The organism is Streptomyces abyssomicinicus, assembly GCF_008974245.1.
Lineage (GTDB): Bacteria > Actinomycetota > Actinomycetes > Streptomycetales > Streptomycetaceae > Streptomyces > Streptomyces abyssomicinicus.
Genome location: NZ_BBZI01000009.1, coordinates 538,582 through 560,379 on the forward strand (window position 1 = coordinate 538,582; position 21,798 = coordinate 560,379).

Annotated in this window: 19 protein-coding genes, 4 tRNA genes and 1 other RNA gene; 8 read left to right on the forward strand and 16 right to left on the reverse strand. The window is 73.9% G+C overall.

The window, feature by feature from the left end; genetic code table 11:
- Positions 1-54 precede the first annotated feature (54 nt).
- Entirely contained in the window at positions 55-450 is a 396-nt protein-coding gene (locus GBN72_RS22765; RefSeq protein WP_151773704.1) for a hypothetical protein, read from the forward strand.
- Between the two features lie 28 nt (positions 451-478).
- Here the strand turns inward: GBN72_RS22765 and GBN72_RS22770 are convergent, their stop codons facing one another.
- From GBN72_RS22770 to GBN72_RS22780, 3 genes are all read right to left on the reverse strand, one after another.
- The gene (locus GBN72_RS22770; protein ID WP_151773705.1) at positions 479-1,924 is read right to left on the reverse strand and encodes an FG-GAP and VCBS repeat-containing protein; all 1,446 of its coding nucleotides are present in this window, start codon (positions 1,922-1,924) and stop codon (positions 479-481) included.
- A gap of 173 nt (positions 1,925-2,097) precedes the next feature.
- Entirely contained in the window at positions 2,098-2,967 is an 870-nt protein-coding gene (locus tag GBN72_RS22775; RefSeq protein WP_151773706.1) for an AraC family transcriptional regulator, read from the reverse strand.
- Positions 2,968-3,175: 208 nt separating this feature from the next.
- A complete protein-coding gene (locus GBN72_RS22780) occupies positions 3,176-3,775 on the reverse strand; it encodes an NADPH-dependent FMN reductase (protein WP_151773707.1) in 600 nt (199 codons plus the stop codon).
- 113 nt (positions 3,776-3,888) lie between these two features.
- Between GBN72_RS22780 and GBN72_RS22785 the strand changes: the two genes are divergently transcribed.
- A complete protein-coding gene (locus GBN72_RS22785) occupies positions 3,889-4,725 on the forward strand; it encodes a helix-turn-helix domain-containing protein (protein WP_151773708.1) in 837 nt (278 codons plus the stop codon).
- Between the two features lie 253 nt (positions 4,726-4,978).
- Here the strand turns inward: GBN72_RS22785 and GBN72_RS22790 are convergent, their stop codons facing one another.
- The 5 genes from GBN72_RS22790 to GBN72_RS22810 all read right to left on the reverse strand — a co-directional run bounded on the left by GBN72_RS22790 (position 4,979) and on the right by GBN72_RS22810 (position 7,555).
- On the reverse strand, positions 4,979-5,404 hold the full coding sequence (locus GBN72_RS22790) for a type II toxin-antitoxin system VapC family toxin (protein WP_151773709.1): 426 nt from the start codon (positions 5,402-5,404) through the stop codon (positions 4,979-4,981).
- Complete coding sequence (locus GBN72_RS22795) at positions 5,401-5,676, reverse strand: ribbon-helix-helix domain-containing protein (RefSeq protein ID WP_151773710.1); 276 nt, start codon at positions 5,674-5,676, stop codon at positions 5,401-5,403. Before GBN72_RS22795 ends, GBN72_RS22790 begins: the two co-directional genes overlap by 4 nt.
- Before the next feature lie 81 nt (positions 5,677-5,757).
- Positions 5,758-6,501 (reverse strand): hypothetical protein, encoded by a 744-nt coding sequence (locus GBN72_RS22800; RefSeq protein WP_151773711.1) that lies wholly within the window; start codon positions 6,499-6,501, stop codon positions 5,758-5,760.
- Positions 6,502-6,556: 55 nt separating this feature from the next.
- A complete protein-coding gene (locus tag GBN72_RS22805) occupies positions 6,557-6,919 on the reverse strand; it encodes a hypothetical protein (protein WP_151773712.1) in 363 nt (120 codons plus the stop codon).
- Between the two features lie 551 nt (positions 6,920-7,470).
- Positions 7,471-7,555, reverse strand: a tRNA-Ser gene (locus GBN72_RS22810).
- A 71-nt stretch (positions 7,556-7,626) separates the two neighbouring features.
- Here GBN72_RS22810 and ffs point away from each other — a divergent pair.
- The 6 genes from ffs to GBN72_RS22840 all read left to right on the forward strand — a co-directional run bounded on the left by ffs (position 7,627) and on the right by GBN72_RS22840 (position 16,800).
- Positions 7,627-7,725, forward strand: an RNA gene (gene ffs, locus GBN72_RS22815) — signal recognition particle sRNA small type.
- 99 nt (positions 7,726-7,824) lie between these two features.
- Positions 7,825-10,191, forward strand: a complete 2,367-nt coding sequence (locus GBN72_RS22820) for a DNA polymerase III subunit gamma and tau (RefSeq protein ID WP_151773713.1) — start codon at positions 7,825-7,827, stop codon at positions 10,189-10,191.
- A 97-nt stretch (positions 10,192-10,288) separates the two neighbouring features.
- Positions 10,289-11,542 carry a phosphoribosylamine--glycine ligase gene (purD, locus tag GBN72_RS22825; protein WP_151773714.1) on the forward strand — a complete coding sequence of 418 codons (1,254 nt, stop codon included), beginning with the start codon at positions 10,289-10,291 and terminating at the stop codon, positions 11,540-11,542.
- 302 nt (positions 11,543-11,844) lie between these two features.
- Entirely contained in the window at positions 11,845-14,148 is a 2,304-nt protein-coding gene (locus GBN72_RS22830) for a hypothetical protein (RefSeq protein ID WP_439959797.1), read from the forward strand.
- A gap of 131 nt (positions 14,149-14,279) precedes the next feature.
- Entirely contained in the window at positions 14,280-15,734 is a 1,455-nt protein-coding gene (locus GBN72_RS22835) for a N,N-dimethylformamidase beta subunit family domain-containing protein (protein WP_151773715.1), read from the forward strand.
- A 166-nt stretch (positions 15,735-15,900) separates the two neighbouring features.
- Complete coding sequence (locus tag GBN72_RS22840) at positions 15,901-16,800, forward strand: phosphoribosylaminoimidazolesuccinocarboxamide synthase (protein WP_151773716.1); 900 nt, start codon at positions 15,901-15,903, stop codon at positions 16,798-16,800.
- A 47-nt stretch (positions 16,801-16,847) separates the two neighbouring features.
- Here the strand turns inward: GBN72_RS22840 and GBN72_RS22845 are convergent.
- From GBN72_RS22845 to GBN72_RS22880, 8 genes are all read right to left on the reverse strand, one after another.
- Positions 16,848-16,923 (reverse strand) — tRNA-Gly (locus GBN72_RS22845).
- A 23-nt stretch (positions 16,924-16,946) separates the two neighbouring features.
- Positions 16,947-17,564, reverse strand: a complete 618-nt coding sequence (locus GBN72_RS22850; RefSeq protein WP_151773717.1) for a response regulator transcription factor — start codon at positions 17,562-17,564, stop codon at positions 16,947-16,949.
- Positions 17,561-18,880 carry a sensor histidine kinase gene (locus GBN72_RS22855; RefSeq protein WP_151773718.1) on the reverse strand — a complete coding sequence of 440 codons (1,320 nt, stop codon included), beginning with the start codon at positions 18,878-18,880 and terminating at the stop codon, positions 17,561-17,563. The genes GBN72_RS22850 and GBN72_RS22855 overlap by 4 nt, the downstream gene beginning before the upstream one ends.
- Before the next feature lie 141 nt (positions 18,881-19,021).
- Entirely contained in the window at positions 19,022-19,828 is an 807-nt protein-coding gene (locus GBN72_RS22860) for an ABC transporter permease (protein WP_151773719.1), read from the reverse strand.
- A complete protein-coding gene (locus GBN72_RS22865) occupies positions 19,825-20,847 on the reverse strand; it encodes an ABC transporter ATP-binding protein (protein ID WP_151773720.1) in 1,023 nt (340 codons plus the stop codon). Before GBN72_RS22865 ends, GBN72_RS22860 begins: the two co-directional genes overlap by 4 nt.
- A 157-nt stretch (positions 20,848-21,004) precedes the next feature.
- A tRNA-Gly gene (locus GBN72_RS22870) sits at positions 21,005-21,080 on the reverse strand.
- An 85-nt stretch (positions 21,081-21,165) separates the two neighbouring features.
- Positions 21,166-21,237: transfer RNA gene (locus GBN72_RS22875), tRNA-Gly, on the reverse strand.
- A 202-nt stretch (positions 21,238-21,439) separates the two neighbouring features.
- On the reverse strand, positions 21,440-21,760 hold the full coding sequence (locus GBN72_RS22880; protein WP_151773721.1) for a histone-like nucleoid-structuring protein Lsr2: 321 nt from the start codon (positions 21,758-21,760) through the stop codon (positions 21,440-21,442).
- Positions 21,761-21,798: the final 38 nt, after the last annotated feature.

Sequence of the window (21,798 nt, forward strand, 5' to 3'; positions counted from 1 at the left end):
CCTCCCGGGCGTCGTGCGGCTTCCGCTGCGGCCTGGTCCGAGCCCGCGCCGGCGGTGCTCGGCTCCTCCTGGTCCGGCGTCGGCGCCGGTCTGCTGTCCCTGCCCGGCTACTGGGGCGGGTTCGTGCCGTGGGAGATGAACCGGGCCGACGCCCAGGCGCGCGGCGTCTGGGCGTCGGCCCTCGGGGTCGGCGTGCTGGGCATCCTGGCCGAGGACGACCTTGCGCCGCAGCCGTGCCGCGATCCTCTCGGTGCCCGGCGCTGCGGTGGCCGCCGCGCTGGCGCCGGCGGCCGGTGGCGACGCGGTGCGCTGGTCGTCCGGTCCCGCCCTGGGGCTCGGGCGATGCTGCTCGGCCTGCTGATCGCGGGGGCGTCGGGCCTGTGGCTGTCCCGTGACCGGCGGACGGCGCCGGTCACGGGGCGAGCGGTGTGGACGGTGTGGGCGGGGTGAGCGGTTCGGACGGTACGGGCGGTGCCGGTCAGGCGGAGAACCGGGTGCCGAGGTCGCCGTAGGACAGGCCGAGGGAGCCCACCGTGTACGACTTCGAGCCGGTGCCGGTGATGCCGGTGGCGGAGCCCTTCAGCAGGTGCGCCATGCCGAGGGTCTCGCCCGCCCAGTCGTCCGTGCCCACCATCAGGTCGGCGCGCCCGTCGCGGGTGTAGTCGGTGAGCTTGAGGTCGACGCCGAAGTTGTCGTCGGTCTCGATCGAGCCCGCCACGCCGGAGGTGCTCTGGTCGTACGCCTTCGCACCGGTGCCGGAGAGGCCGCCGGCCCGGCCGAGCAGCACCGTGACCGCGCCGCCGTCCCGCTTGTCCGCCAGGTCCTCCCCGGGGGTTCCGACCGCGAGGTCGGCGTACCCGTCGCCGTTGACGTCCCCGGCCGTCACCGCGTAGCCGAACAGGTCGTCGCTCTCCCTGGCGCCCGGCAGGCCCGCCGTGTCCTGGGTGAACTTCACCGGCTTGCGCGCGGTGTCCGGGCCGCTCGAGCCGCCGTACCGCACGGCCACGTATCCGGCGTTGTCGTCGTTGGTCTCGCCGCCCCGGCCGACGGCCAGGTCGCCGAAGCCGTCCTTGTCGAAGTCGCCGATCGCGGCGCTGATGGGGCCGGGACCGTGTTCCGGGCTGGCGTCGGGGATCGCGACCGAGGCCGCGCGGGTGGCGAAGCCGCTGCCGCCGCGGTGGTAGAAGGCCCGCAGGTTGATGTCGGAGGCGGTGAGGTCCATGCCCACGACGTACAGGTCGGTGGCGCCGTCGGAGTTCACCGCGCCGGCCGCCAGCCGCCAGGCGTGCAAGTAGCCGTAGCTCCCGCCCAGCGACTGGAAGCCGCCGTGCCCGCCGGCCCGGGTGAACGGGCCCTTGAGCAGGACGACGCCCGCCGTGCTGCTGCTGGTCGCGGCCAGGTCGGCGTCACCGTCGCCGTCGAAGTCGCCGGTCACCACCTGCTCGCCGAAGGAGTCACCGGAGTTCGCGTACTCCGGGGCGATCGGCGAGTGGAGGACGGTGCCGGAGCCGAGGCCGCCGGAGCCGCCCCAGACGACGGTGAGGCCGCCGGCCAGCTCCACATCGCCGACCTTCTCGCCCGGCGACGCGACCACCAGGTCCGCGTAGCCGTCCCGGTCGAGGTCGGCGGTGGTGACGCTGTCGCCCCAGCCGTCCCCCGCCTCCACGGCGCCGGGGATGCCGGCCGACGCCTGGTGGATCGTCTGGACCCGGGTGCCCGGGCCCGTCGAGGTGCCGTAGACGACCGTGACCCGGCTGTCCTGGCCGTAGGAGCCGCCGGCCAGGACCAGGTCCCGGTAACCGTCACCGTTGAAGTCGTCGGCCAGCTTGGCGGGTGCCGCCGCGGCGGGGGCGGAGACGAGCAACGGGCCGGTGAGTGCCGCGGCGACGACTGTCACGGCGACGGCGGTGCGGGTGGGGCGCAAAGGGGCTCCTCTGTCTGTGGGGGCGCGTGTGGTGCGTTCCGGCTGTTCGACACGCGCCCTCACCCGATGGTTGTAGAGGATGCCCAGCTCATCGGGCACCCGGGCACCCGGGCACCCGGGCACCCGGGCACCCGGTCCCTCGGCCGCCCGGTCCCCCGGCCGCCGCCGGTCCGTCAGGCGGGCTCGACCGGCATCCACAGCTCACAGGTGGCGGTGGAGAAGTCGTCCGCCCGCTCCAGGACGGCGACGATCGAGGGCCCCGGCCGCAGCCGCCAGGGGTTGGACGGGAACCAGTCGGTCGCGGTGGCCGCCCAGGTCTCCTGGAGCGCCTGCGGATACGGCCCGGAGCTGCGGAAGACCACCCACCGGCCGCCCGGCACCTCGATGACGTCGAGGTCGTCCGGGACGTCCGTGCCCTCGGGGACGGCGACCCCGTGCAGGTAGGTCAGCTCGCTGCCTTCCGCGGCGTCGGGGGAGACGTCGTCGGTGACCTGCAGCAGGCCCTCCGGCTCGGTGGCGGAGAGGGCCTTCAGACGGCCGTGCTCCTCCATCGGCAGCGAGGCGATGTGGCGCTGGATGTGCGGGTTGACGCCCTGGTGGATGAGTGGGACCCGGGCGGCGTGGCCGACCAGCCGGAACGCGGGGCGGTCGGTGAGGCGGGTGTCCATGGGGGTGCTCCCTTCGACGGTCAGGCGGAACCTGAGCTGCGGTTGTGTACGAAGGGGGCCTCCGTCGCGGCGTACCTCACCGGGGGCTGCGCCGTGCACCGCCCGGAACGCCCGGCCGAACGCCTCGGTCGAGCCGTACCCGTGCCGGACGGCGATGCCCAGCAGGTCGCCCTCGCCCCGGACGACGTCGGCCGCGGCGACCGTCATGCGGCGCCGCCGCACGTACTCCGACAGCGGCATTCCGGCCAGCGACGAGAACATCCGCCGCAGGTGGTAGCCGGTGGTGCCGAGCCGCCGGGCCAGTGCGTCGACGTCGAGTTCGTCCGCGAGGTGCTCCTCGACCAGGTCGACCAGCTTGTTGAGTGCCGAGATCACGAGGCCTCCTTCCGCCTACGACCCTCGCAGGGGCCGCGCCTCCCGCACCCGATCGCTGCGGTCCGATCCGATCATCCGCCCCTCGACCCGCCTGCCGCCTGCCGCCCTCCGTCTGCCGGCTCCGCCCGCTGCCCGCTGCCCGCTGCCCGCTGCCCGCTGCCCTCCGCCTCCCGCCTCCCGCCACGGGCCGTGCGGCCCTTCCCGCGTCTCAGGCCGGATAGGGAACGGCGTCGCGCGCCGACCGCAGCGCGTGCGCCCACCACCGGAGCTGGTCGAGCATGGTCCTGGCGTGGCCGGGGGTCTCGGGGTCGAGCGGGCGGCCGTCCCGCCAGGCCGTGAAGTAGGAGGGGAAGACGAGTCCGTCGCGGACGGTCACCGCGTGCAGCTCGGCGAACACGTTCTCCAGGTGCTGGACGGCGTGCCGGCCACCCGCCACGCCTCCGTAGCTGACGAAGGCCACGGGCTTGGCCGTCCACTGGGTGAAGTGCCAGTCGACGGCAGCCTTCAGCGACGCGGGATAGCTGTGGTTGTACTCGGGTGTGACGACGACGAACGCGTCCGCGCTCTCCAGGGCGGCGGTCAGCGGCGCCATCCCGGCCGGGCGGGGGTAGGACGCCCCGGCGGACCTCGGCGACTCCGCGGGGAGCGCCAGGGGGAGGTCGACGTCGGCCAGGTCGACGGTCTCCACCTCGAAACCTCCGTGGACACGGGCCTGTTCGGCGACCCACGAGGCCACGACCGGACCGAACCGGCCCTCCCGGACGCTTCCGACGACGACCACCAGCTTGTGCTTCTGCGTGTTCTCCATGCCGCTCACCATCGGCCCGTCGCCGGGGCCGAGCCAGACCGTGCCCAGGCTGGCCCCTGCAGGGCCACCTTCGGCACTCCCCGGCCGGCGCTGCGCGTCCTAGGCTCCTCGGCATGGGGACACCGTTGGGGGACTTCGTCCGCGCCAAACGCGACAGCATCCAGCCGGAGTCGCTGGGGCTGCCCGACCACGGGCGCCGGCGGTCGCCCGGCCTGCGCCGTTCGGACCTGGCGGCGCGGGCCGGCATCAGCGTCGAGTACCTCACCCGGCTCGAGCAGGGGCGTGACCGCAACCCCTCGCCCGCGGTGGTGCACGCACTGGCCGACGCGCTCAGCCTCGACCTGGCGGAGCGTGAGCACCTGCGCTACCTCACCAAGATCACCGGAGGGGAGTGCTCCGCCCGGTCCCGTCCCGCGCCACCGGCCCGCACGGTCCGGCCGGCCGTCCTGGAGACGCTCCGTCTGCTCGAACCCGGGATCGCCGCGGTGGCCAACCGGCTGGGCGACGTCCTCGCCCACACCACCGGCTACCGGGCCGTCCTGGGCGCCGGCGGACTGCTGGACGCCGACGAGCCCAACCTGACCCGGTACGTCTTTACCGACCCGCGCGCGAGGACCTTCTTCGCCGACTGGGACGGCGTCGCCGACGAGCAGGCCTTCGACCTGTGGTTCGGGCCGTCCGTCGAGAGCGCCGAGTGGTTCGGCGCGGAACTCGCTCCCCTCGCCGGGGCGGAGTTCACCCGGCGCCTGAACCGCCACCTGGTCCCCGCACGCGGTGTCCTCCGTCTCCACCACCCGTCGGGGCAGGAGCTGCGGTTCACCCGCGAGACGCTCGAACTGTCCGCCGAAGCCCAGCAGTTGCTCGTCTACCTGCCCGCGGACGAGGCCACCGCCACCGGCGTCGACCGGCTGCTGCGCGAGAGCCCGCGCCGGCTCAGGGCACTGCCCTGACCACCCCGCGGCACGTCGAAGGGCCCCGCTGCAAGCAGCGGGGCCCTTCGACATCGTGCCCGGTGAGGCACTGGCGGAGGATACGAGATTCGAACTCGTGAGGGGTTGCCCCCAACACGCTTTCCAAGTGTTCGTCCGATGGTCCAGGGGAGGCCGTGGGCGTTCCGACCTGCGGGGGAGACTTCACTGCGACCTCGTCCGGACGGGCGCGGACGGGGCCGAATGAGACCAGAAGCGAGACCAAGGCCCCTGCTCAGACCTTCTTGACGACGATGGTGTCCGGGACCAGCCGCTCCAAGTCGTCCGTGTCCGAGGTGAAGACGGTGACCTGCCCTTTCTGCTGCCGCGCGATGACAGCGAGAACCGCATCGATCGCGTACTTGTGGCCGTGCAGCTTGGCGTCGGCGAGGAGTCTGCGTGCCTGGCGGGCCTCGTCCTTGCCCACGTCGGCGACGGTGAGCCGGGAGAGGACCCAGTCCCAGCGCTGTTCGGTGACGCGCCCGTCATGGGCTTCGACCAGCGTCAACGGCGACGTCACCACCTCTGCCTCTCCGCCGGCAGCGAGGTCGAGCCAGGCGATCATCCTGCGATCGCCACGCACGGCCAAGGACAGCGCCTCGGAGTCCAGGACGAAGACGCGTGGCTGTTGCTGCTTGCTCGCCTTGTTTAGTTTGCTCACGCGGCCTCTCCGGACCGGTGCCCGGCGCCGTGGCGCCGTAGGTGCTCGGCGTCGAGGTCATCGAGCTCCGCAAGGGCGGCGGCGCGCTCGTCCTCGGTGACGGGACCGTGCTCTTCCTGGAGCCAGTCGGCCAATTCCCTCAGCCGGTCGCGATCGCGCTTGAACCGCAGGGCCTCGGCGACGTAGGCGGACAGGCCCCGCTCCGATGCTTCGCTGCGGATCTCGTCGAGGAGGTCCTCGGGGATGGTGACGGTCACCTTCTTGGTAGCCATACTTGACACCATACTCCGGGTGCTCGTCCCCGTACCGGTGAGTTTCTGGTGTGCTCCTCAGCTCCGAGTGGCCGCGGCTTGTCAACCGGCCTCCTTGATCACCTCGATCAAGACCTGCTCTCCGACATCTGCGGGGCGGAGGGACTCGGCCAGATGAGTGGTGAGCCATGCAGCGGCTTCGAGGGACCACTCGGTCAGGCGCATACGGCAGGTCAGGGCAGGCTCAAGCCCATACGTACGGGCACGCGAGCAGGCTGCCGGTGTGAGACCGGCACCGGTTGTCCGGGGTGCCACGCCGAGCAGGGCCTGTGACCCGCTCGGTGCCCATTCCCTGATCGCCGACAGTGCGCCGGGGCCCGCGCCGGGGTCCTGAAGAGCCAGACTGACGGTGAGGTCGGACTCCGCGCTGGGATCCGCGAGGGCCAGGATGTCCGCGTGCAGAAGCGTGCCGCAGCCGGGGCCGGCGGGGTGCGATGCGCCGCTCCCCAGCGGGGCGAGAACCAGGAGCCCGGTCGGGACGGTGACGCCGAGCCTCTCAAGGGCACGCAGAAGGACGTCGGCCATGGGCACGATGGGCAGTGACTGGCCGGGCAACGAGTGCGCCGATGCCTGGAGCCAGGCCAGTTCGCTGGTTCCTGCCGAATTGGTGGGGGCGGCGTCACCGGCCTCGTGCTGCGCCCAGCGCTGCCCTTCAGGGGGTGCATGGTCGGAGCTCAGGGGAAACGACCAGCCGTAGGCCGCGGCTTGTTTGAACGCCAACGAATACAGATCTTCGGACGGTTCCGGCAGCCAGGGATGCGGCATGTGCCGGCCGTACAGAGCCACGAGCAACTCTTCGGACGGGGCCTCTGCCCGGTCATGGCCGGGGTGGTCCCGGCCCTCAGATTCCCGCGCCACAAGAGAGGTTCTGTGCCGCGGTGGTCAGTTTCCGTGATGAATCGGCTCCGCCGAGAACATCAACGTCGATCACGCTGCGCCATGCCGTGCGGGCGGCTCCTCGGCATGCCTTTCTGGCCGTTGCGCGCTTGCCGCTGCCACCACCTGACAACACCGCCTTCCTGCCCTTCGCCACCTGCTTCCACCCGCCGTGTGTGCTCTTGGCCTGGAGCCAGACCGCTACGACAGCCCTTACGCCGGGCTTTGCGGCGTGGCCGGACCTCCCCATCCACCAGCCATGGGCCGAAGCCTCGGGCAGCCCGGACGTGCGCGACACGTGGACATGGTCCGCCATGGTGGTGAACACGCCGGCGTCACTCACACCTGGCGGAGTCGAGGGCGGCGGGGTCGCTGCCACGGTGGCGGCCATTGCGGCCAAGGTCAGGGCGACTCCTGCGGCACGACAGTGCATGGGCGCTCCGAACTCACAGTGGGACGACCACCGCATGGTGTCGGGCAGCCCGGCCCCATCTCAAGGCAGGACTGCGTTTCCCACCCGAGTGGCGCATCTGGCTGTCGGCAGCTCGCGCTGTCCAGTGGGCGCTCAGCCGGCGCCGGGGACGCGAGCCCGCTCGTACTGGTCGCACTTCGCGCACCGTCAGTCGTCGATCGGTGCCGATCGGTGTCGAGCAGGCGCAGACGATCGTGCACGATGCTCCCTACCGTCCTGCACGGCGGGAGGATCTATCCGGGCAAGGCGTTGCCGCCCTTGACTGGTGATGCTCCTCCAGGAGCGCGGGATGGGCGAAATGAGTTGAATGCCTGAACTGAATGAGACCAGAATTGAGACCAGGGCACGCCGAAGCGCCGGACCGTGAATTACGGTCCGGCGCTTCGTTTCGCCTGTTCAGGCGGCTGCGGAGGATACGAGATTCGAACTCGTGAGGGGTTGCCCCCAACACGCTTTCCAAGCGTGCGCCCTAGGCCTCTAGGCGAATCCTCCGGGAAGAACATTACATGACTCCGAAGGGTGCTCGCGAACTCGTTCTCCCCGGTCGGATCAGGTACTCTGTGCGGAGCCCCTCACGTGGCGCTATCTGACTGAAACCCCCCAGGGCCGGAAGGCAGCAAGGGTAGGTCGGCTCTGGCGGGTGCGTGGGGGGCGCTTGCGTTCCCGGGTTTCCCGCCGGACCGCTGTGGACCGCTGTGGGTCTCTGTGGGGCTGTCCACAGGCTCTCCGGTATGTCGGCGCTCGCCTATAACCTCGTATGCGTGTCGTCTCTCGCGCTGTACCGCCGCTACCGCCCCGAGTCCTTCGCCGAGGTCATCGGGCAGGAGCATGTCACCGACCCGCTGCAGCAGGCGCTGCGGAACAACCGGGTCAATCACGCGTACCTGTTCAGCGGTCCGCGCGGCTGCGGCAAGACGACCAGCGCCCGCATCCTGGCCCGCTGCCTGAACTGCGAGCAGGGCCCGACGCCGACCCCGTGCGGCGAGTGCCAGTCCTGCCGTGACCTGGCGCGCAACGGCCCGGGCTCCATCGACGTCATCGAGATCGACGCCGCCTCGCACGGTGGTGTGGACGACGCCCGTGAGCTGCGGGAGAAGGCGTTCTTCGGCCCGGCGTCGAGCCGCTACAAGATCTACATCATCGACGAGGCGCACATGGTCACCCCGCAGGGCTTCAACGCCCTGCTGAAGGTGGTCGAGGAGCCTCCGGAGCACCTCAAGTTCATCTTCGCGACCACGGAGCCGGAGAAGGTCATCGGCACCATCCGCTCCCGGACGCACCACTATCCCTTCCGGCTGGTCCCGCCCGGCACGCTGCGGGAGTACCTCGGCGACGTCTGCGGCCGCGAGCGGATCCCGGTGGAGGAGGGCGTGCTGCCGCTGGTGGTGCGCGCGGGCGCCGGTTCGGTGCGTGACTCGATGTCGGTGATGGACCAGCTCCTCGCCGGCGCCGGCGAGGACGGCGTGACGTACGCCATGGCCACCTCGCTGCTCGGCTACACCGACGGTTCGCTGCTGGACTCCGTGGTCGAGGCCTTCGCCACCGGGGACGGCGCGGCGGCCTTCGAGGTGGTCGACCAGGTCATCGAGGGCGGCAACGACCCGCGGCGTTTCGTCGCGGACCTGCTGGAGCGGCTGCGTGACCTGGTGATCCTGGCCGCGGTGCCGGACGCGGCGGACAAGGGACTGATCGACGCCCCCGCCGATGTGCTGGAGCGGATGGGTGCCCAGGCATCGGTGTTCGGCCCGGCCGAGCTGAGCCGGGCGGCCGACATCGTCAACGAGGGCCTCACCGAGATGCGGGGCACGGCCTCGCCGCGGCTGCAGCTCGAACTGATCTGCGCCCGGGTGCTGCTGCCGGCCGCGTACGGGGACGAGCGGTCGCTGATGGCGCGGCTGGACCGGATAGAGCGCGGGGGCGGCTTCGCCGCCGGCGGGGGAGCACCGGCCATGGGGTACGCCCCCGGGCCGGACGCGCACGGTCCCGCCGCCGCCCGGGCGGCGGTCCGGCCGGGCGGGGCCGGCCCGCAGGCCGGTGGCGGCCCCGCACCGGGCCCGGCCCCGGCGGCGCCTCCCGCACCCGCACCCGCCCCCGCACCCGCCGCGGCGCCGCAGGCCTCGCCGGTCTCCCCGCAGCCCTCGCCCGCCGCCCCGCCGGTGCCGGCACCCGCCCCGGAGCAGGCCCCCGCGGCCCCGGCTTCTGCGGCGGCGCCCTCCGCCGCGCCCGGCGCGTGGCCCACGGCCGCCCCGGCGGGCGGCGGTCGTCGTCCCGGCGGCTGGCCCACCGCGGCCGCGGCCGGGGGCGGTGCCCCGGCGGCCCGTCCGTCCGCGCCCGCACAGGCTCCGGCCCAGGCCCCGGGCCCCGCCCATGCTCCCGCCGCGGCGGCCTCCGGCGGCCCCGCCGCCCCACCGGCGCAGACCGCGCCGACGGGCGGACTCGACCCGCGGAACCTGTGGCCCAACATCCTCGAGGCGGTGAAGAACCGCCGCCGGTTCACCTGGATCCTGCTCAGCCAGAACGCGCACGTGGCGGGCTTCGACGGCACCACCCTCCAGGTGGGCTTCGTCAACGCCGGAGCCCGGGACAACTTCTCCGGCAGCGGCAGCGAGGACGTGCTCCGGGCGGCGCTGGCCGAGGAGTTCAACGTCCAGTGGAGGATCGACGCCGTGGTCGACCCGAGCGGCGGCTCCGCGGCGCCGGCCGCGGGCGGCGGTTACGGCGGTGGTGGTCACGGCGGCGCGGGCCACAGCGGTGGAGGCCCGGGCGGCGGCCACGGAGCCGGACCGGGCGGCGGTTTCGGCGGCGGACCCGGTGGCGGTTTCGGCGGTGGCGCCGGTGCGGGCGGGGGCGGGGCCACGGGCCATCAGGCTTCCGCGCCGCCCCAGCACGCCTCCGCCGCGTCCCCCGCGCAGCAGTCCCCGGCGCCCGCCCCGCGGCAGGACCGCCCGTCCTCGTCCCCGCGGCAGCAGGCGCCCGAGCCCGCTCCCGCGCCGCGGAGGATCGTGGCGCCGGAGGACGACATGCCGGCCCCGGACGACCCCGACCTGGACGAGTCGGCCCTCTCCGGCCACGAGCTGATCGTGCGTGAGCTCGGCGCCACGGTGGTCGAGGAGGTCGTCCACGAGTGACGGCCCGGGCCGGTTCGGAGGAAGCTACGAGCCGGCCCGCCGTCCATGCTGGGCGGGCCCTACAAGGCGCGGCCGGTTCGCCCGTTAGGCTGAGCACGTGAAGGTCCTCGTCATCGGCAGCGGTGCCCGCGAACACGCCCTGTGCCGCTCCCTGTCCCTCGATCCCGCCGTCACCGCGCTGCACTGCGCCCCCGGCAACGCAGGAATCGCCGAGGTGGCGGAGCTGCGCGCGGTCGACGCCACCGACGGCCCCGCCGTCGCCGCGCTCGCCCAGGAGCTGGACGCCGACCTGGTGGTCGTCGGCCCGGAGGCCCCGCTGGTGGCCGGCGTCGCCGACGCCGTGCGCGCGGTGGGCATCGCGGTCTTCGGCCCGTCCGCGGAGGCCGCGCGGCTGGAGGGCTCCAAGGCGTTCGCCAAGGACGTGATGGCCGGCGCCGGCGTGCCCACCGCCCGCTCCTACGTGTGCACCACCGCCGAGGAGGTCGCCCAGGCGCTGGACGCGTTCGGCGCCCCCTACGTCGTCAAGGACGACGGTCTCGCCGCCGGCAAGGGCGTCGTCGTCACCGACGACCTGGCGGCCGCCAAGGCGCACGCCGCCGGCTGCGAGCGCGTGGTGATCGAGGAGTACCTGGACGGCCCCGAGGTCTCCCTCTTCGCCATCACCGACGGCACCACCGTGGTCCCGCTCCAGCCCGCGCAGGACTTCAAGCGCGCGCTCAACGACGACCAGGGCCCCAACACCGGCGGCATGGGCGCCTACTCGCCGCTGCCCTGGGCCGATCCGGCGCTGGTCGACGAGGTCATGGCGTCGGTGCTGCAGCCCACCGTCGACGAGATGCGCCGTCGCGGCACCCCGTTCTCCGGCCTGCTCTACGCAGGCCTGGCGATCACCTCGCGCGGTGTGCGGGTGATCGAGTTCAACGCCCGCTTCGGCGACCCGGAGACCCAGGTGGTCCTGGCCCGCCTGCGGACCCCGTTCGCCGGTGTCCTGATGGCCGCCGCCACGGAGAACCTGGGCGACCTGGAGCCGCTGCGCTGGAGCGACGACGCGGCGGTCACCGTGGTCGTCGCCTCGCACAACTACCCCGGCACGCCCCGTACCGGCGATCCCATCACCGGTCTGGACGAGGTCGCGGAGAAGGACGCCCCGCACGCCTACGTGCTGCACGCCGGCACCCGCCGGGAGGGCGACGCCGTGGTCAGCGCCGGTGGCCGGGTCCTGTCGGTCACCGCGACCGGCTCCGACCTCACCGAGGCCCGTGACCGCGCCTACACGGCGGCCGCCCGGATCAACCTGGACGGCTCCCACCACCGCACGGACATCGCGCTGAAGGCGGCCCTGGACGCCTGACCCGTCTGACCCGTCGTCCCCACCGCAGAGCACAGGCCCCGGACTCCGGGCCCATCGAGGGCCGGAATCCGGGGCCTGATCTTTGCGCTGCGTCATCCACCTTTCCCCAAAGCCATTCCATCGAGTGAGCGATGGGCGGTATGGCTGACTGGGGTCCGGACCCCAACTAGTGTGCCCCGCGAGCGTTCCGGCACTTGGCCCACAGGCATTGCGATGTCCTGGCCCGGTGCCACAGTGGGGGCATGCGCAGCACAGACCGACGACTGACAGGCGACGGACACGTGAGGGGGTGAGGTCCGGTCGTGACCGGTACGGGCATGGAGGCCGCGCCGGGCCCACGGGCCAGGGCGCTGGCCGTACTGCGCGTCCGGGGCTGGGCGCTGGGCACGGCGCTGCTGCCGGCCGCGGTCCTCGTGGTGCTGGTCGCGGGGGGTGCCACCGGGCGCCTGGCCGGGCCGTTCTGGGACCTGTCGCGGCTGGTGACCGCCGTCCTGGCCGTGCTGGTGCTGTGCGCCGCGGCGGCGGTCTCGCTGGTGGTCGCGCGCTCCCGTCCGGCCACCAGCCCGACGGTCCCGATCCCCGAGCGCTCCGCGCCCGACCTCTACCGGCTGGTCCGGGACCTCGCCGACCGGCTGGGCGTCCCCGCGCCGTCCGCCATAGAGCTGACCCCGGACTGCGACAGCTGGCTGGAGGACCGCTCGCATCCGGCCCACGAGGCCGGGTCCGGCCGGCGGATCTCCGTGCTGCGCCGTCTGACCGATCCGCACCGGCGTGACCGCACGGCCCCGGTGCTGGTGATCGGCTCACCGTTCCTGTGGTGGATGCGGGTGGGCGAACTGCGCGCGGTGCTCGCGCCGGTGGTGGCCGGCACCGGCCCTTCCGCGCACCCGGACATAGCCGCCGCCCGGCGGTTCGTGCGCGGTCTCGACGCGGCGATGGCCGTGGCTGCGGACGGCCGGCGGAGCGGGGCGGCCCGGCTGGCGCTCGGCGGGGTGGCGCGCGTGGTGCGGCTGATGCTGCGCGGCTGCGCGCCGCACGCCGCGGAGATGGAGCGCGGGGTGGCCGCGGCGGCCGCCGAGCGTGCACAGGCTGTGGACCACGGGCTGCGCGTCGTCGCCCAGGAGCAGGTCGGGCTCGCCTACGCGGGCTGGGACCGGCTGCTGACCCGGGTGGCGCTGCCGGCCTGGCGGATGCGGCGGTGGCCGGCCCGGCTGGACGTCGGCGTGGTCGCCGCGCTCACCGAGCTCTCCCGCCGGGACCGGCTGGCGGAGGGCTTCGCCTCCCGGCTCGGCGAGCGCCCGGCGTGCGACCTGCTGGAGGAGCCGGGGGTGGTCGACGAGGCGACCTCGCTGCTCGCGGCCCGCCTCTTCCACGGCGCGCCCGCCGGCCCCGCCGGGCAGTGGGCCCCGGTGGAGTGGCAGGAGTACCCGGAGGAAGTGGTGGACCGCGCCTGGCGCACCGACGCGGACCGCCTCCACCGCGTCCTGGACAGCCTCGGCCCCCACCGCGCCCCGGGGGACCGCAGTCTCGCCCGCGTCCTGGACCACCTGGCCCACGCCACCGAGCTTCCCGCCCCTCCGCCCGCGGACGACGCCACCTCCGCCCCCGGCCGGGCGCCCTCCGCGGCTGCCGAAGGCCCCGTGCCTGCCGCCGCGGACACCGGTCCGCCCGCCGGCGACGCGGCGGTGGTTCCGGGCAGCACGCCGTCCACGGCTTCCGGCGAGCGGCCGTCCACCGCCGGGGCCGCCAGGGCCGCCGACGGTGCTCCGGCGTCCGCCGGTGCGGACACCGATTCGCCCACCGGTGAGACGAACCCCGTTCCCGGCCGGGCGTCGTCCGCTGTCGAGAGCGCCCCGGCGCCGGGCGCCGCCGCAGCAGCCACTGCGACCCCGGACGACGCGACCACCGCCCCCGGCGAGCCGTCCGCCTCCGCGGGCGATACGGCTTCCACGGCTCCCGACAGTGCCCCGTCCACCGCCGGCAGCGCACCGTCCACCGCCGGCGGCACCCCGGCGCCGCCCGATGCCGGGGCATCCGCCCCCGCGGCCACGCCGCCGCCCGGCGCGGAACCGGACGAGGCCGCCGAGCCCACCGAGGCCGCCCAGGCGGAGGGGACGTACGGGACCGAGGAGACGCACGGGACGGAGGGGACGCACGGGACCGGTGCGGCCGATCCGCTGCGGGACAACGAGCGGGCCGCCGCGCTGGCCGCCGGGATCACCGCCGAGCTGGCCCGCGAGGAGGCGCACGCCGCGCGGGAGGGGAGCCACGGCCCGGCGGCGGCCGGGGCAGGCGGACCGGGCGCCGGGGCGACCTGGTGGGACGACGGGCGGCTCCCGCTGCTCCCGCCCCCGCCACCGCGCTCCGGCCGGGACCTGCTGGCCGACCACGTCACCGCCATGGTCTGCTGCGCCGCCGTCGACACGGCCGGCGCGGCCCCGGGGCTGGACTGGCTGGACGGCCCCGCCCTCCTGGTGCGCGGCGAACGCGTCGCCGATCTGGGTCCCCGGGTGCTGAGCCTGGTCGAGGAGGGGGACCCCGTGCCCCTGCGCGCCTGGCTGCGCGACCTGGGCGTACGCACGGAGAAGCCGGTACGGCTGGTGTGACCGGGCGGCCCCCGCCGGACACCGCCGGCGGGGGGAGACGGCACACATGGCGCCCGCGGGGAACGGCGCTGTGGGGAGGACCCGGGGACACGAGCCGGGTGCAGGGAGAAGTCCAGGGAGGGGAGCTGTACATGGGGCCTGAGCGGATCCGCCGCTGGGAGTCGGGGGCGCTCGCGCACGGCGTGTCGGATCCGTTCGGCCAGGGGCCCTTACCGTGGCTGCGCGGCGGCGAGACGTACTTCGACGACACCGGCAACGTGGTGCCCTGGTACGTGGACGAGCCGGGCCCGCGGCCCGGTGGCCCGCGTCCCGCGGACGACGTGCACCGGCAGATCAAAGGCTTCGCCTCGCCCGGCGCCGTCGCGCCCGGCGAGCCGATCGATTTCCGGATCACCGTCGAGCCGCCGCAGGAGTTCGGCATCGACGTCTACCGGATCGGCCACTACGACGGCCACGGCGCCGCCAAGGTGACCAGCAGTCCCCGGCTGGCCGGGCTGGTCCAGCCGCCGCCCCTGGTCGCCGACCGCACGGTCTCCTGCCACCACTGGTGGCTCTCCTGGCGGCTGACCGTGCCGGCCGACTGGCAGGTCGGCGCGTACGTCGCCGTGCTCACCACCGCCGACGGCCACCGCTCGCACGTCCCCTTCACGGTCCGCGACGGCCGCCCGGCCGACCTGCTGCTCCTGCTGCCGGACATCACCTGGCAGGCGTACAACCTGTACCCGGAGGACGGCCGCACCGGTGCCAGCCTCTACCACGCCTGGGACACCGGCGGCGGGCTGCTCGGCGAGGCGGACGCCGCCACCACGGTCTCCTTCGACCGCCCCTACGCGGGGTCCGGGATGCCCCTGCACGTCGGGCACGCCTACGACTTCGTCCGCTGGGCCGAGCGGTACGGCTACGACCTCGCCTACGCCGACGCCCGCGATCTGCACGCCGGCCGCGTCGACCCGGGCCGCTACCGGGGCCTGGTCTTCCCCGGCCACGACGAGTACTGGTCGAAACCGATGCGCCGGGCCGTGGAACTCGCCCGCGACCAGGGCACCTCCCTGGTCTTCCTCTCCGCCAACACCATGTACTGGCAGGTCGAGCTGGGCCCGTCCGCCTCCGGCGAGCCGGACCGGATGCTGACCTGCCGCAAGCGCCGGGGGCCGGGCCGGCCGGTGCTCTGGCGGGAGATCGACCGGGCCGAGCAGGAGGTGCTCGGCATCCAGTACGGAGGCCAGGTGCCCGAACCCGGGCCGATGACCGTCCGCAACGCGGGCCACTGGCTGTGGGAGGGCTCCGGCATCTCGGAGGGCGAGGAGATCCCCGGCCTGGTGGCCGGGGAGGCGGACCGCTACTTCCCGCGCGCCCCGCTCCCCGGGCACGACGAGCGGGTGCTGCTCGCCCACTCGCCCTACCGGGACTCCGCGGGCGTCCGGCGGCACCAGGAGACGTCCCTGTACCGGGCGCCGTCCGGCGCGCTGGTCTTCGCCTCCGGGACGTTCGCCTGGTCCCCCGCCCTGGACCGGCCCGGCCACGTCGACCCGCGGATCCAGAAGGCGACCGCCAACCTGCTGGACCGCATCTGCAAGCGGGACTGAACGGACCGCCCCGAACGGTTCCGCACCGCACCGCACCGCACCCCGCCCGCCCCGCCCCGCCCGTACTCCGCCCCGCCCCGCGCGCCGCACCCGCGTACCCCCGGACTGCCTCGGATCTCCCGGTACGGGAGAATCGAGGCATTGGACCAAACCACGGGGAGGAACCGTGTCCGGATTCGTCGAAAAGCCCGAGCCGGTCGAGGTACCGGGCCTGGTACACCTGCACACCGGCAAGGTGCGCGATCTGTACCGCAACGAGGCGGGCGACCTCGTGATGGTCGCCAGCGACCGCATCTCCGCCTACGACTGGGTGCTGCCCACCGAGATCCCCGACAAGGGCCGGGTGCTCACCCAGCTGTCCCTGTGGTGGTTCGACCAGCTCGCCGACCTGGTGCCGAACCACGTCCTGGACACCGAGCTGCCCGAGGGCGCTCCCGAGGACTGGGCCGGCCGCACCCTGGTCTGCAAGAACCTCGAGATGGTTCCGGTGGAGTGCGTGGCCCGCGGCTACCTCACCGGTTCCGGCCTGCTCGAGTACCGGGAGTCCCGCACGGTCTGCGGGCTCGCCCTCCCCGAGGGCCTGGTGGACGGCTCGGAACTGCCCGCCCCGATCTTCACCCCGGCCACCAAGGCCGAGGTCGGCGAGCACGACGAGAACGTCTCCTACGAGGAGGTCGCCCGCAAGGTCGGCGCCGACGTCGCCGCGCAGCTGCGCCAGACCACCCTGGCCGTCTACGGACGCGCCCGGGACGTGGCCCGCGACCGCGGGATCATCCTGGCCGACACCAAGTTCGAGTTCGGCTTCGACGGCGATCGCCTGATCATCGCCGACGAGGTCCTCACCCCGGACTCCTCGCGCTTCTGGCCGTCCGACGTCTGGGAGCCGGGCCACGCCCAGCCGTCGTACGACAAGCAGTTCGTCCGCGACTGGCTGACCTCGGACGCCTCCGGCTGGGACCGCCGGAGCGAGCAGCCGCCGCCGGCCCTCCCCCAGGAGATCGTCGACGCGACCCGCGCCAAGTACGTCGAGGCCTACGAGCGCCTGACCGGCCTCCGCTGGAGCTGACGGCGGACACGAGGAAGCCCCCGGTCGATGACCGGGGGCTTCCTTCGTGGAGCGGACGACGAGGCTCGAACTCGCGACCTCAACCTTGGCAAGGTTGCGCTCTACCAACTGAGCTACGTCCGCCTTGCGCCGTGGCGCGAGAGCAACTATACCCAACCTCGTTCACGAGCGGTACGCGCCGCCGTATGACGGTTCTCGGCGCCCAGCTTGGAGACGGCCGAGGACAGGTAGTTCCGGACGGTGCCCTGGGAGAGCCCGGCCCGCTCCGCGATCTCCGCGACCGGCGCCCCGTCCGAGGCCAGCTCCAGCACCTCGGCCTCCCGCGCGGTCAGCGGGGAGTCCCCCGCGGAGATCGCGTCGGCCGCCAACTCCGGGTCGACGTAACGGTTCCCCGCGTGCACGGTGCGGATGATCTCGGCCAGCCGCCGGGCGCTCACCGTCTTCGGCACGAACCCGCGCACCCCCGCCGCCAGCGCCCGCTTGAGGTGGCCGGGCTGCCCGTGGCTGGTCACCACCATCACCCTGCAACCGGGCAGCTCGGCCCGCAGCGCTGTGGCGACCTTCACACCGTCGAGCCCCGGCATCTGCAGGTCCAGCACGGCCACGTCGGGCCGGTGCGCCCGCGCCATGGCGAGCGCCTCGGGTCCGGTGGCGGCTTCGGCGACCACCACCAGGTCGTCCTCCAGGGCGAGCAGCGCGGCCAGCGCGCCGCGGATCAGGTGCTCGTCGTCGGCGAGCAGCAGCCGCACCGTGGTGGTGGTCACGAGGCGGCCTCCCGCACGGCCCGCCGCTCCGAACGGACGGCGGACGCCGGAACCTCCGCGACCAGCCGGAACGTGTCACCGAAGTCACCGGCTTCACGCGCGTCACCGGCAGCACCGGCTTCACCGGCAGCACCGGCACCGCGCGCGTCACGCGCGTCACGCGCCGGACCGGCGTCGCCCGCCGGACCCGCGGTGAGCGTCCCGCCCACCGCCGCCAGCCGTTCGCGCAGCCCGGCCAGTCCCGAGCCGCCGGGTCCGCCGGCGGCCCGCGCCCCGTCGTTCTCCACGGTCAGCACCACTCGTCCGTCCTTCCTGCCGACGGTCACCACGCACCGCCGGGCGTTCCCGTGCCGCAGCACGTTGGTCGTCGCCTCCCGCACCACCCAGGCCAGCGCCGACTGCGTCTCGGCCGGCAGCTCGGGAGCGGCCACGGACACCTCGCAGGTGATCCCGGCGGCCTCCAGCACGCCCCGGGCGCCGGCGATCTCGACGCCGAGGTCGGCCTGGCGGTAGCCCCGCACCACCGCGCGCACCTCGCGCTGCGACTCCTGGGCGATCCGTTCGACCTCGGTCATCTGGTCCACCGCCTCGGGCCGTCCGCGCCGTGCCAGTTCCACGGCCAGCTCGCTCTTCAGCGCGATCACCGCGAGGTTGCGCCCGAGCACGTCGTGCAGGTCCCGCCCGAACCGCAGACGCTCCTCGGCGACCGCCAGCCGGGCCCGGTTCTCCCGGGCCTCGTCCAGCTCGTAGACGGCGTCGAGCAGCCAGACCGTGAAGACGGAGGTGAAGGCCATGAAGCCGGTGATGAGCAGGACGGCGAGGGAGGCCACGAGAGCGGAGGCGACGGGCATGCCGTCCGCCACGGTCACCACGCCCGTCCCCACCCCGAAGCCGGCCACCGCGGCGGGGATCCGGGCCCGGTTGCGGACGCCGAGGACCATGATGCCGCCGCCGAAGGCCAGCACCATCGCGAAGACCGCGCCGGCCGTCTGCCGGACGGGGTCCGCGCCCGTCCGGCCCGCCAGCAGTACCGCTCCCACCGCCACCACGGCGGTCACCGCGCCGAGGGTGTACGTCAGACGCCGCGGGTGCTCACGCAGGCCGCGCGTCCAGTCCAGGGCGCGCGAGGCGGTCACCGCGCACAGGGCGGCGTGGACGACGACCACCAGGACCACGGGCACCGCGTCGGGGAACCCGAGGGGAGCCGCCAGCGGCACCGCAGCGCCGGCCTCGGTCAGGGCGAAGCCGTGGAACGACCACCTGGTGTACGTCTCCACCTTCGCCGGGGTGCTCTTCCTCCCCCACCACTGCCGCACGCGACGTCCTCTCCTCCGTACTGGGGCCGTACCGGCCGTACCGGCCGTACCGGCCGTACCGGCCGTACCGGGGCCGTGGGGCCCTCTGCACCGGCGCTCTTCGGACCCTCCTGCACGGCGCCCTTCGGCCCCGTCAGGACCTCAGCGCCGGGGGTCCCAGCGGAACCACCGCCGTACAGCAAACACGGCCACCGCGATCCAGGCCAGCGCGGTGACCACGGCGGTCAGCGCCTCACCGGCCGTCATGGTCCCGAGCCAGCCCTCACGGATCAGGCGGATCGCCGGGGACAGCGGCAGCAGGTCGCACACCGCGGCCATCTCGTCGGGCATCGCCTCGGTGGGGAACGCCATACCGGAACTGAGCAGGGTCACGAAGAGGAACGGCAGCGAGGAGACCTGGCTGCTCTCCACGGTCCGGGTGAGGCCGGCCGTCGCCGCGCCCAGCGCCGCGCACAGGAGGGTGCCCAGCACCACGCCCAGCACCAGCAGGTGCGGCGCCCGGGGCGCGCCGATGTCCAGCAGCGCGGCGCAGACCGCACCCATCAGCAGCGACTGGACCACGCTGACGGCGAGCACGGGGACGGCCGCGCCGCCGAGGATCTCGGCGTCGGAGGCCTCCCCGGTCCGCAGCCGCTTCAGCACCAGCTCCTCGCGGCGGGCGACGTAGGTGGAGACCAGCGTGGAGTAGACCGCGAAGAGCAGCGAGAAGCCGATCCCGGAGGTCAGCATCATCACGCCGAGACTGAGTCCATGGGCCGCCAGGTCGATCTCCCGCATGCCCTGGTGGACGCTGAACGGCAGCAGCAGCGGGACGAACAGGGCGGTGATCACGGCACTGCGGTTGCGCAGCAGCAGCGTGAACTCGGCCCGGCTCAGTGCCAGCAGACGGCCGGCGGGGGTGGTCGCGCCGCTCCGCGGGGTGCGAGTGGCGATCGTGGGGGTGCTCATGCTGCCTTCTCCGTCTTCTCCGTCTCGCGGGCGGCGCCCTGGCCGGCGCCCTGGCCGGCGGCCCGGCCGGTCCCCGGCTTGCCCGGCCGTCCGCCGGCCTCGCGGGCGATGTCGAGGAACGCCTCCTCCAGGGACGCGGACCGCACGTCGAGCCGCCGCAGTTCCACGCCCTCGGCGGCCGCCCAGGTCAGCAGCTCGGTGGCGGTCCGCTGCAGCTCGCGGGTGTGCAGCCGCAGCAGCGTGCCCTCGGTCTCGTGGCCGACGACGCCCATCGGGGCGAGCGGCGGCAGGTCGCCCGGCAGACGGCCGGGCGGCAGCTCGAACGAGATCCGGGACGGCCGGGCGGCGGTCACCTCGGCCGGTGTGCCGGAGGCGGCGATCCGGCCCTCGTGGAGGATGGCCAGCCGGTCGGCCAGGTCCTCGGCCTCCTCCAGGTAATGGGTGGTCAGCAGCACGGTGGTGCCCTGGTCGCGCAGCGCCCGGACCAGCTCCCAGGTCTCCCGGCGGCCCTCGGCGTCCAGGCCGGTGGTGGGCTCGTCCAGGAACAGCACCTCGGGGTCGCCCAGCAGGGCCAGCGCCAGGTCCAGACGCCGGCGTTCGCCGCCGGACAGCTGCTTGACCTTCACGCCGGTGCGGTGGCCGAGCCCGACCAGTTCCAGGACCTCGCCCTCGGGGCGGGCGCCGCTGGTGCAGCCGGCCCACATGCGGGCCGTCTCGGCGACGGACAGCCCGGCCGGGAAGCCGCCTTCCTGGAGCATCACGCCGGTGCGGGGACGGACGGCGGCGCGTTCGCGGTACGGGTCGTGCCCCAGTACCCGGATGCGCCCGCCGGCCGGGCGGTCCATGCCCTCCAGCAGCTCCACGGTCGAGGTCTTGCCCGCCCCGTTGGTGCCGAGGAGCGCGAAGACCTCGCCGCGGTCCACCGAGAAGGAGATGCCGCGCACCGCCTCGTACCCGCCCTTGTAGACGCGGCGGAGGTCGGTGACCTCAATCACCCGCTCACCCTTGCTGATGTCCATGACCTCAGCCTCCCGTCGGGCGGGGGCGCACAACAGTGCCTCGTGTCATCGGCTCGTATGACAAATGTCAGTCGAGATCCGATGATCCGAAGGGCGCCGGAAAGTGAGTGGGGGAGAACGCCGAAGGCCCCGGTCGTATGACCGGGGCCTTCGAAACTGGAGCGGACGACGAGGCTCGAACTCGCGACCTCAACCTTGGCAAGGTTGCGCTCTACCAACTGAGCTACGTCCGCATTGCCTCCGACCGGCTTTCACCGATCGGCGCGTGGTCCAGCCTACCGGATGCGGAGGGGTGCTCCGTACCGATGGACCGGTGAGAGCGGGTGACAGGAATCGCACACTGCGCCTCCCCCCTGGAAGGGGGGTGTTCTACTACTGAACTACACCCGCACGGTTCGGGGTTCCGGCCTTTCGGCCTTGCCCCTCGGCGTGCCTGAACTCTAACTGATCACCTGGGGTGCAGCGCAAGTCCATTCCCCGGACGGGTGACCGCGAGGTGCCCGCCGCCCCCGCGGCATGGCGGGCGGCCGGGCAGCCGGGCAGCGTTCAGGCGGACCGCCGGGTCTCTCGGGTCGCGGGCCGGGCCGCCCGCTCAGCCGCGGGCGGCGGCGAAGGCCTCGTAGACCCGCTTGGGGATCCGGCCGCGGGCCGGCACCTCCATGGCGTGCGCCTGGGCCCACGCCCGCACGGCCGCCGGGTCGGGCGCGACCTCGGTCTGCCGGTAGACCTTTCCGGACCGGGCCCGCTTGCGGCCTGCTTCCACGTACGGGGCGAGCGCGGCGCGCAGTTTCCCGGCATTCGTTTCGTTCAGGTCGATCTCGTACGTCCGGCCGTCGAGGCCGAAAGCGACCGTTTCCGCCGCCTCCGAGCCGTCGATGTCGTCGGAGAGGGTGACCACGACACGCTGAGCCACGAGATTCGGTCCTTCCTGCGGGATCCCGTCGGTTTCCC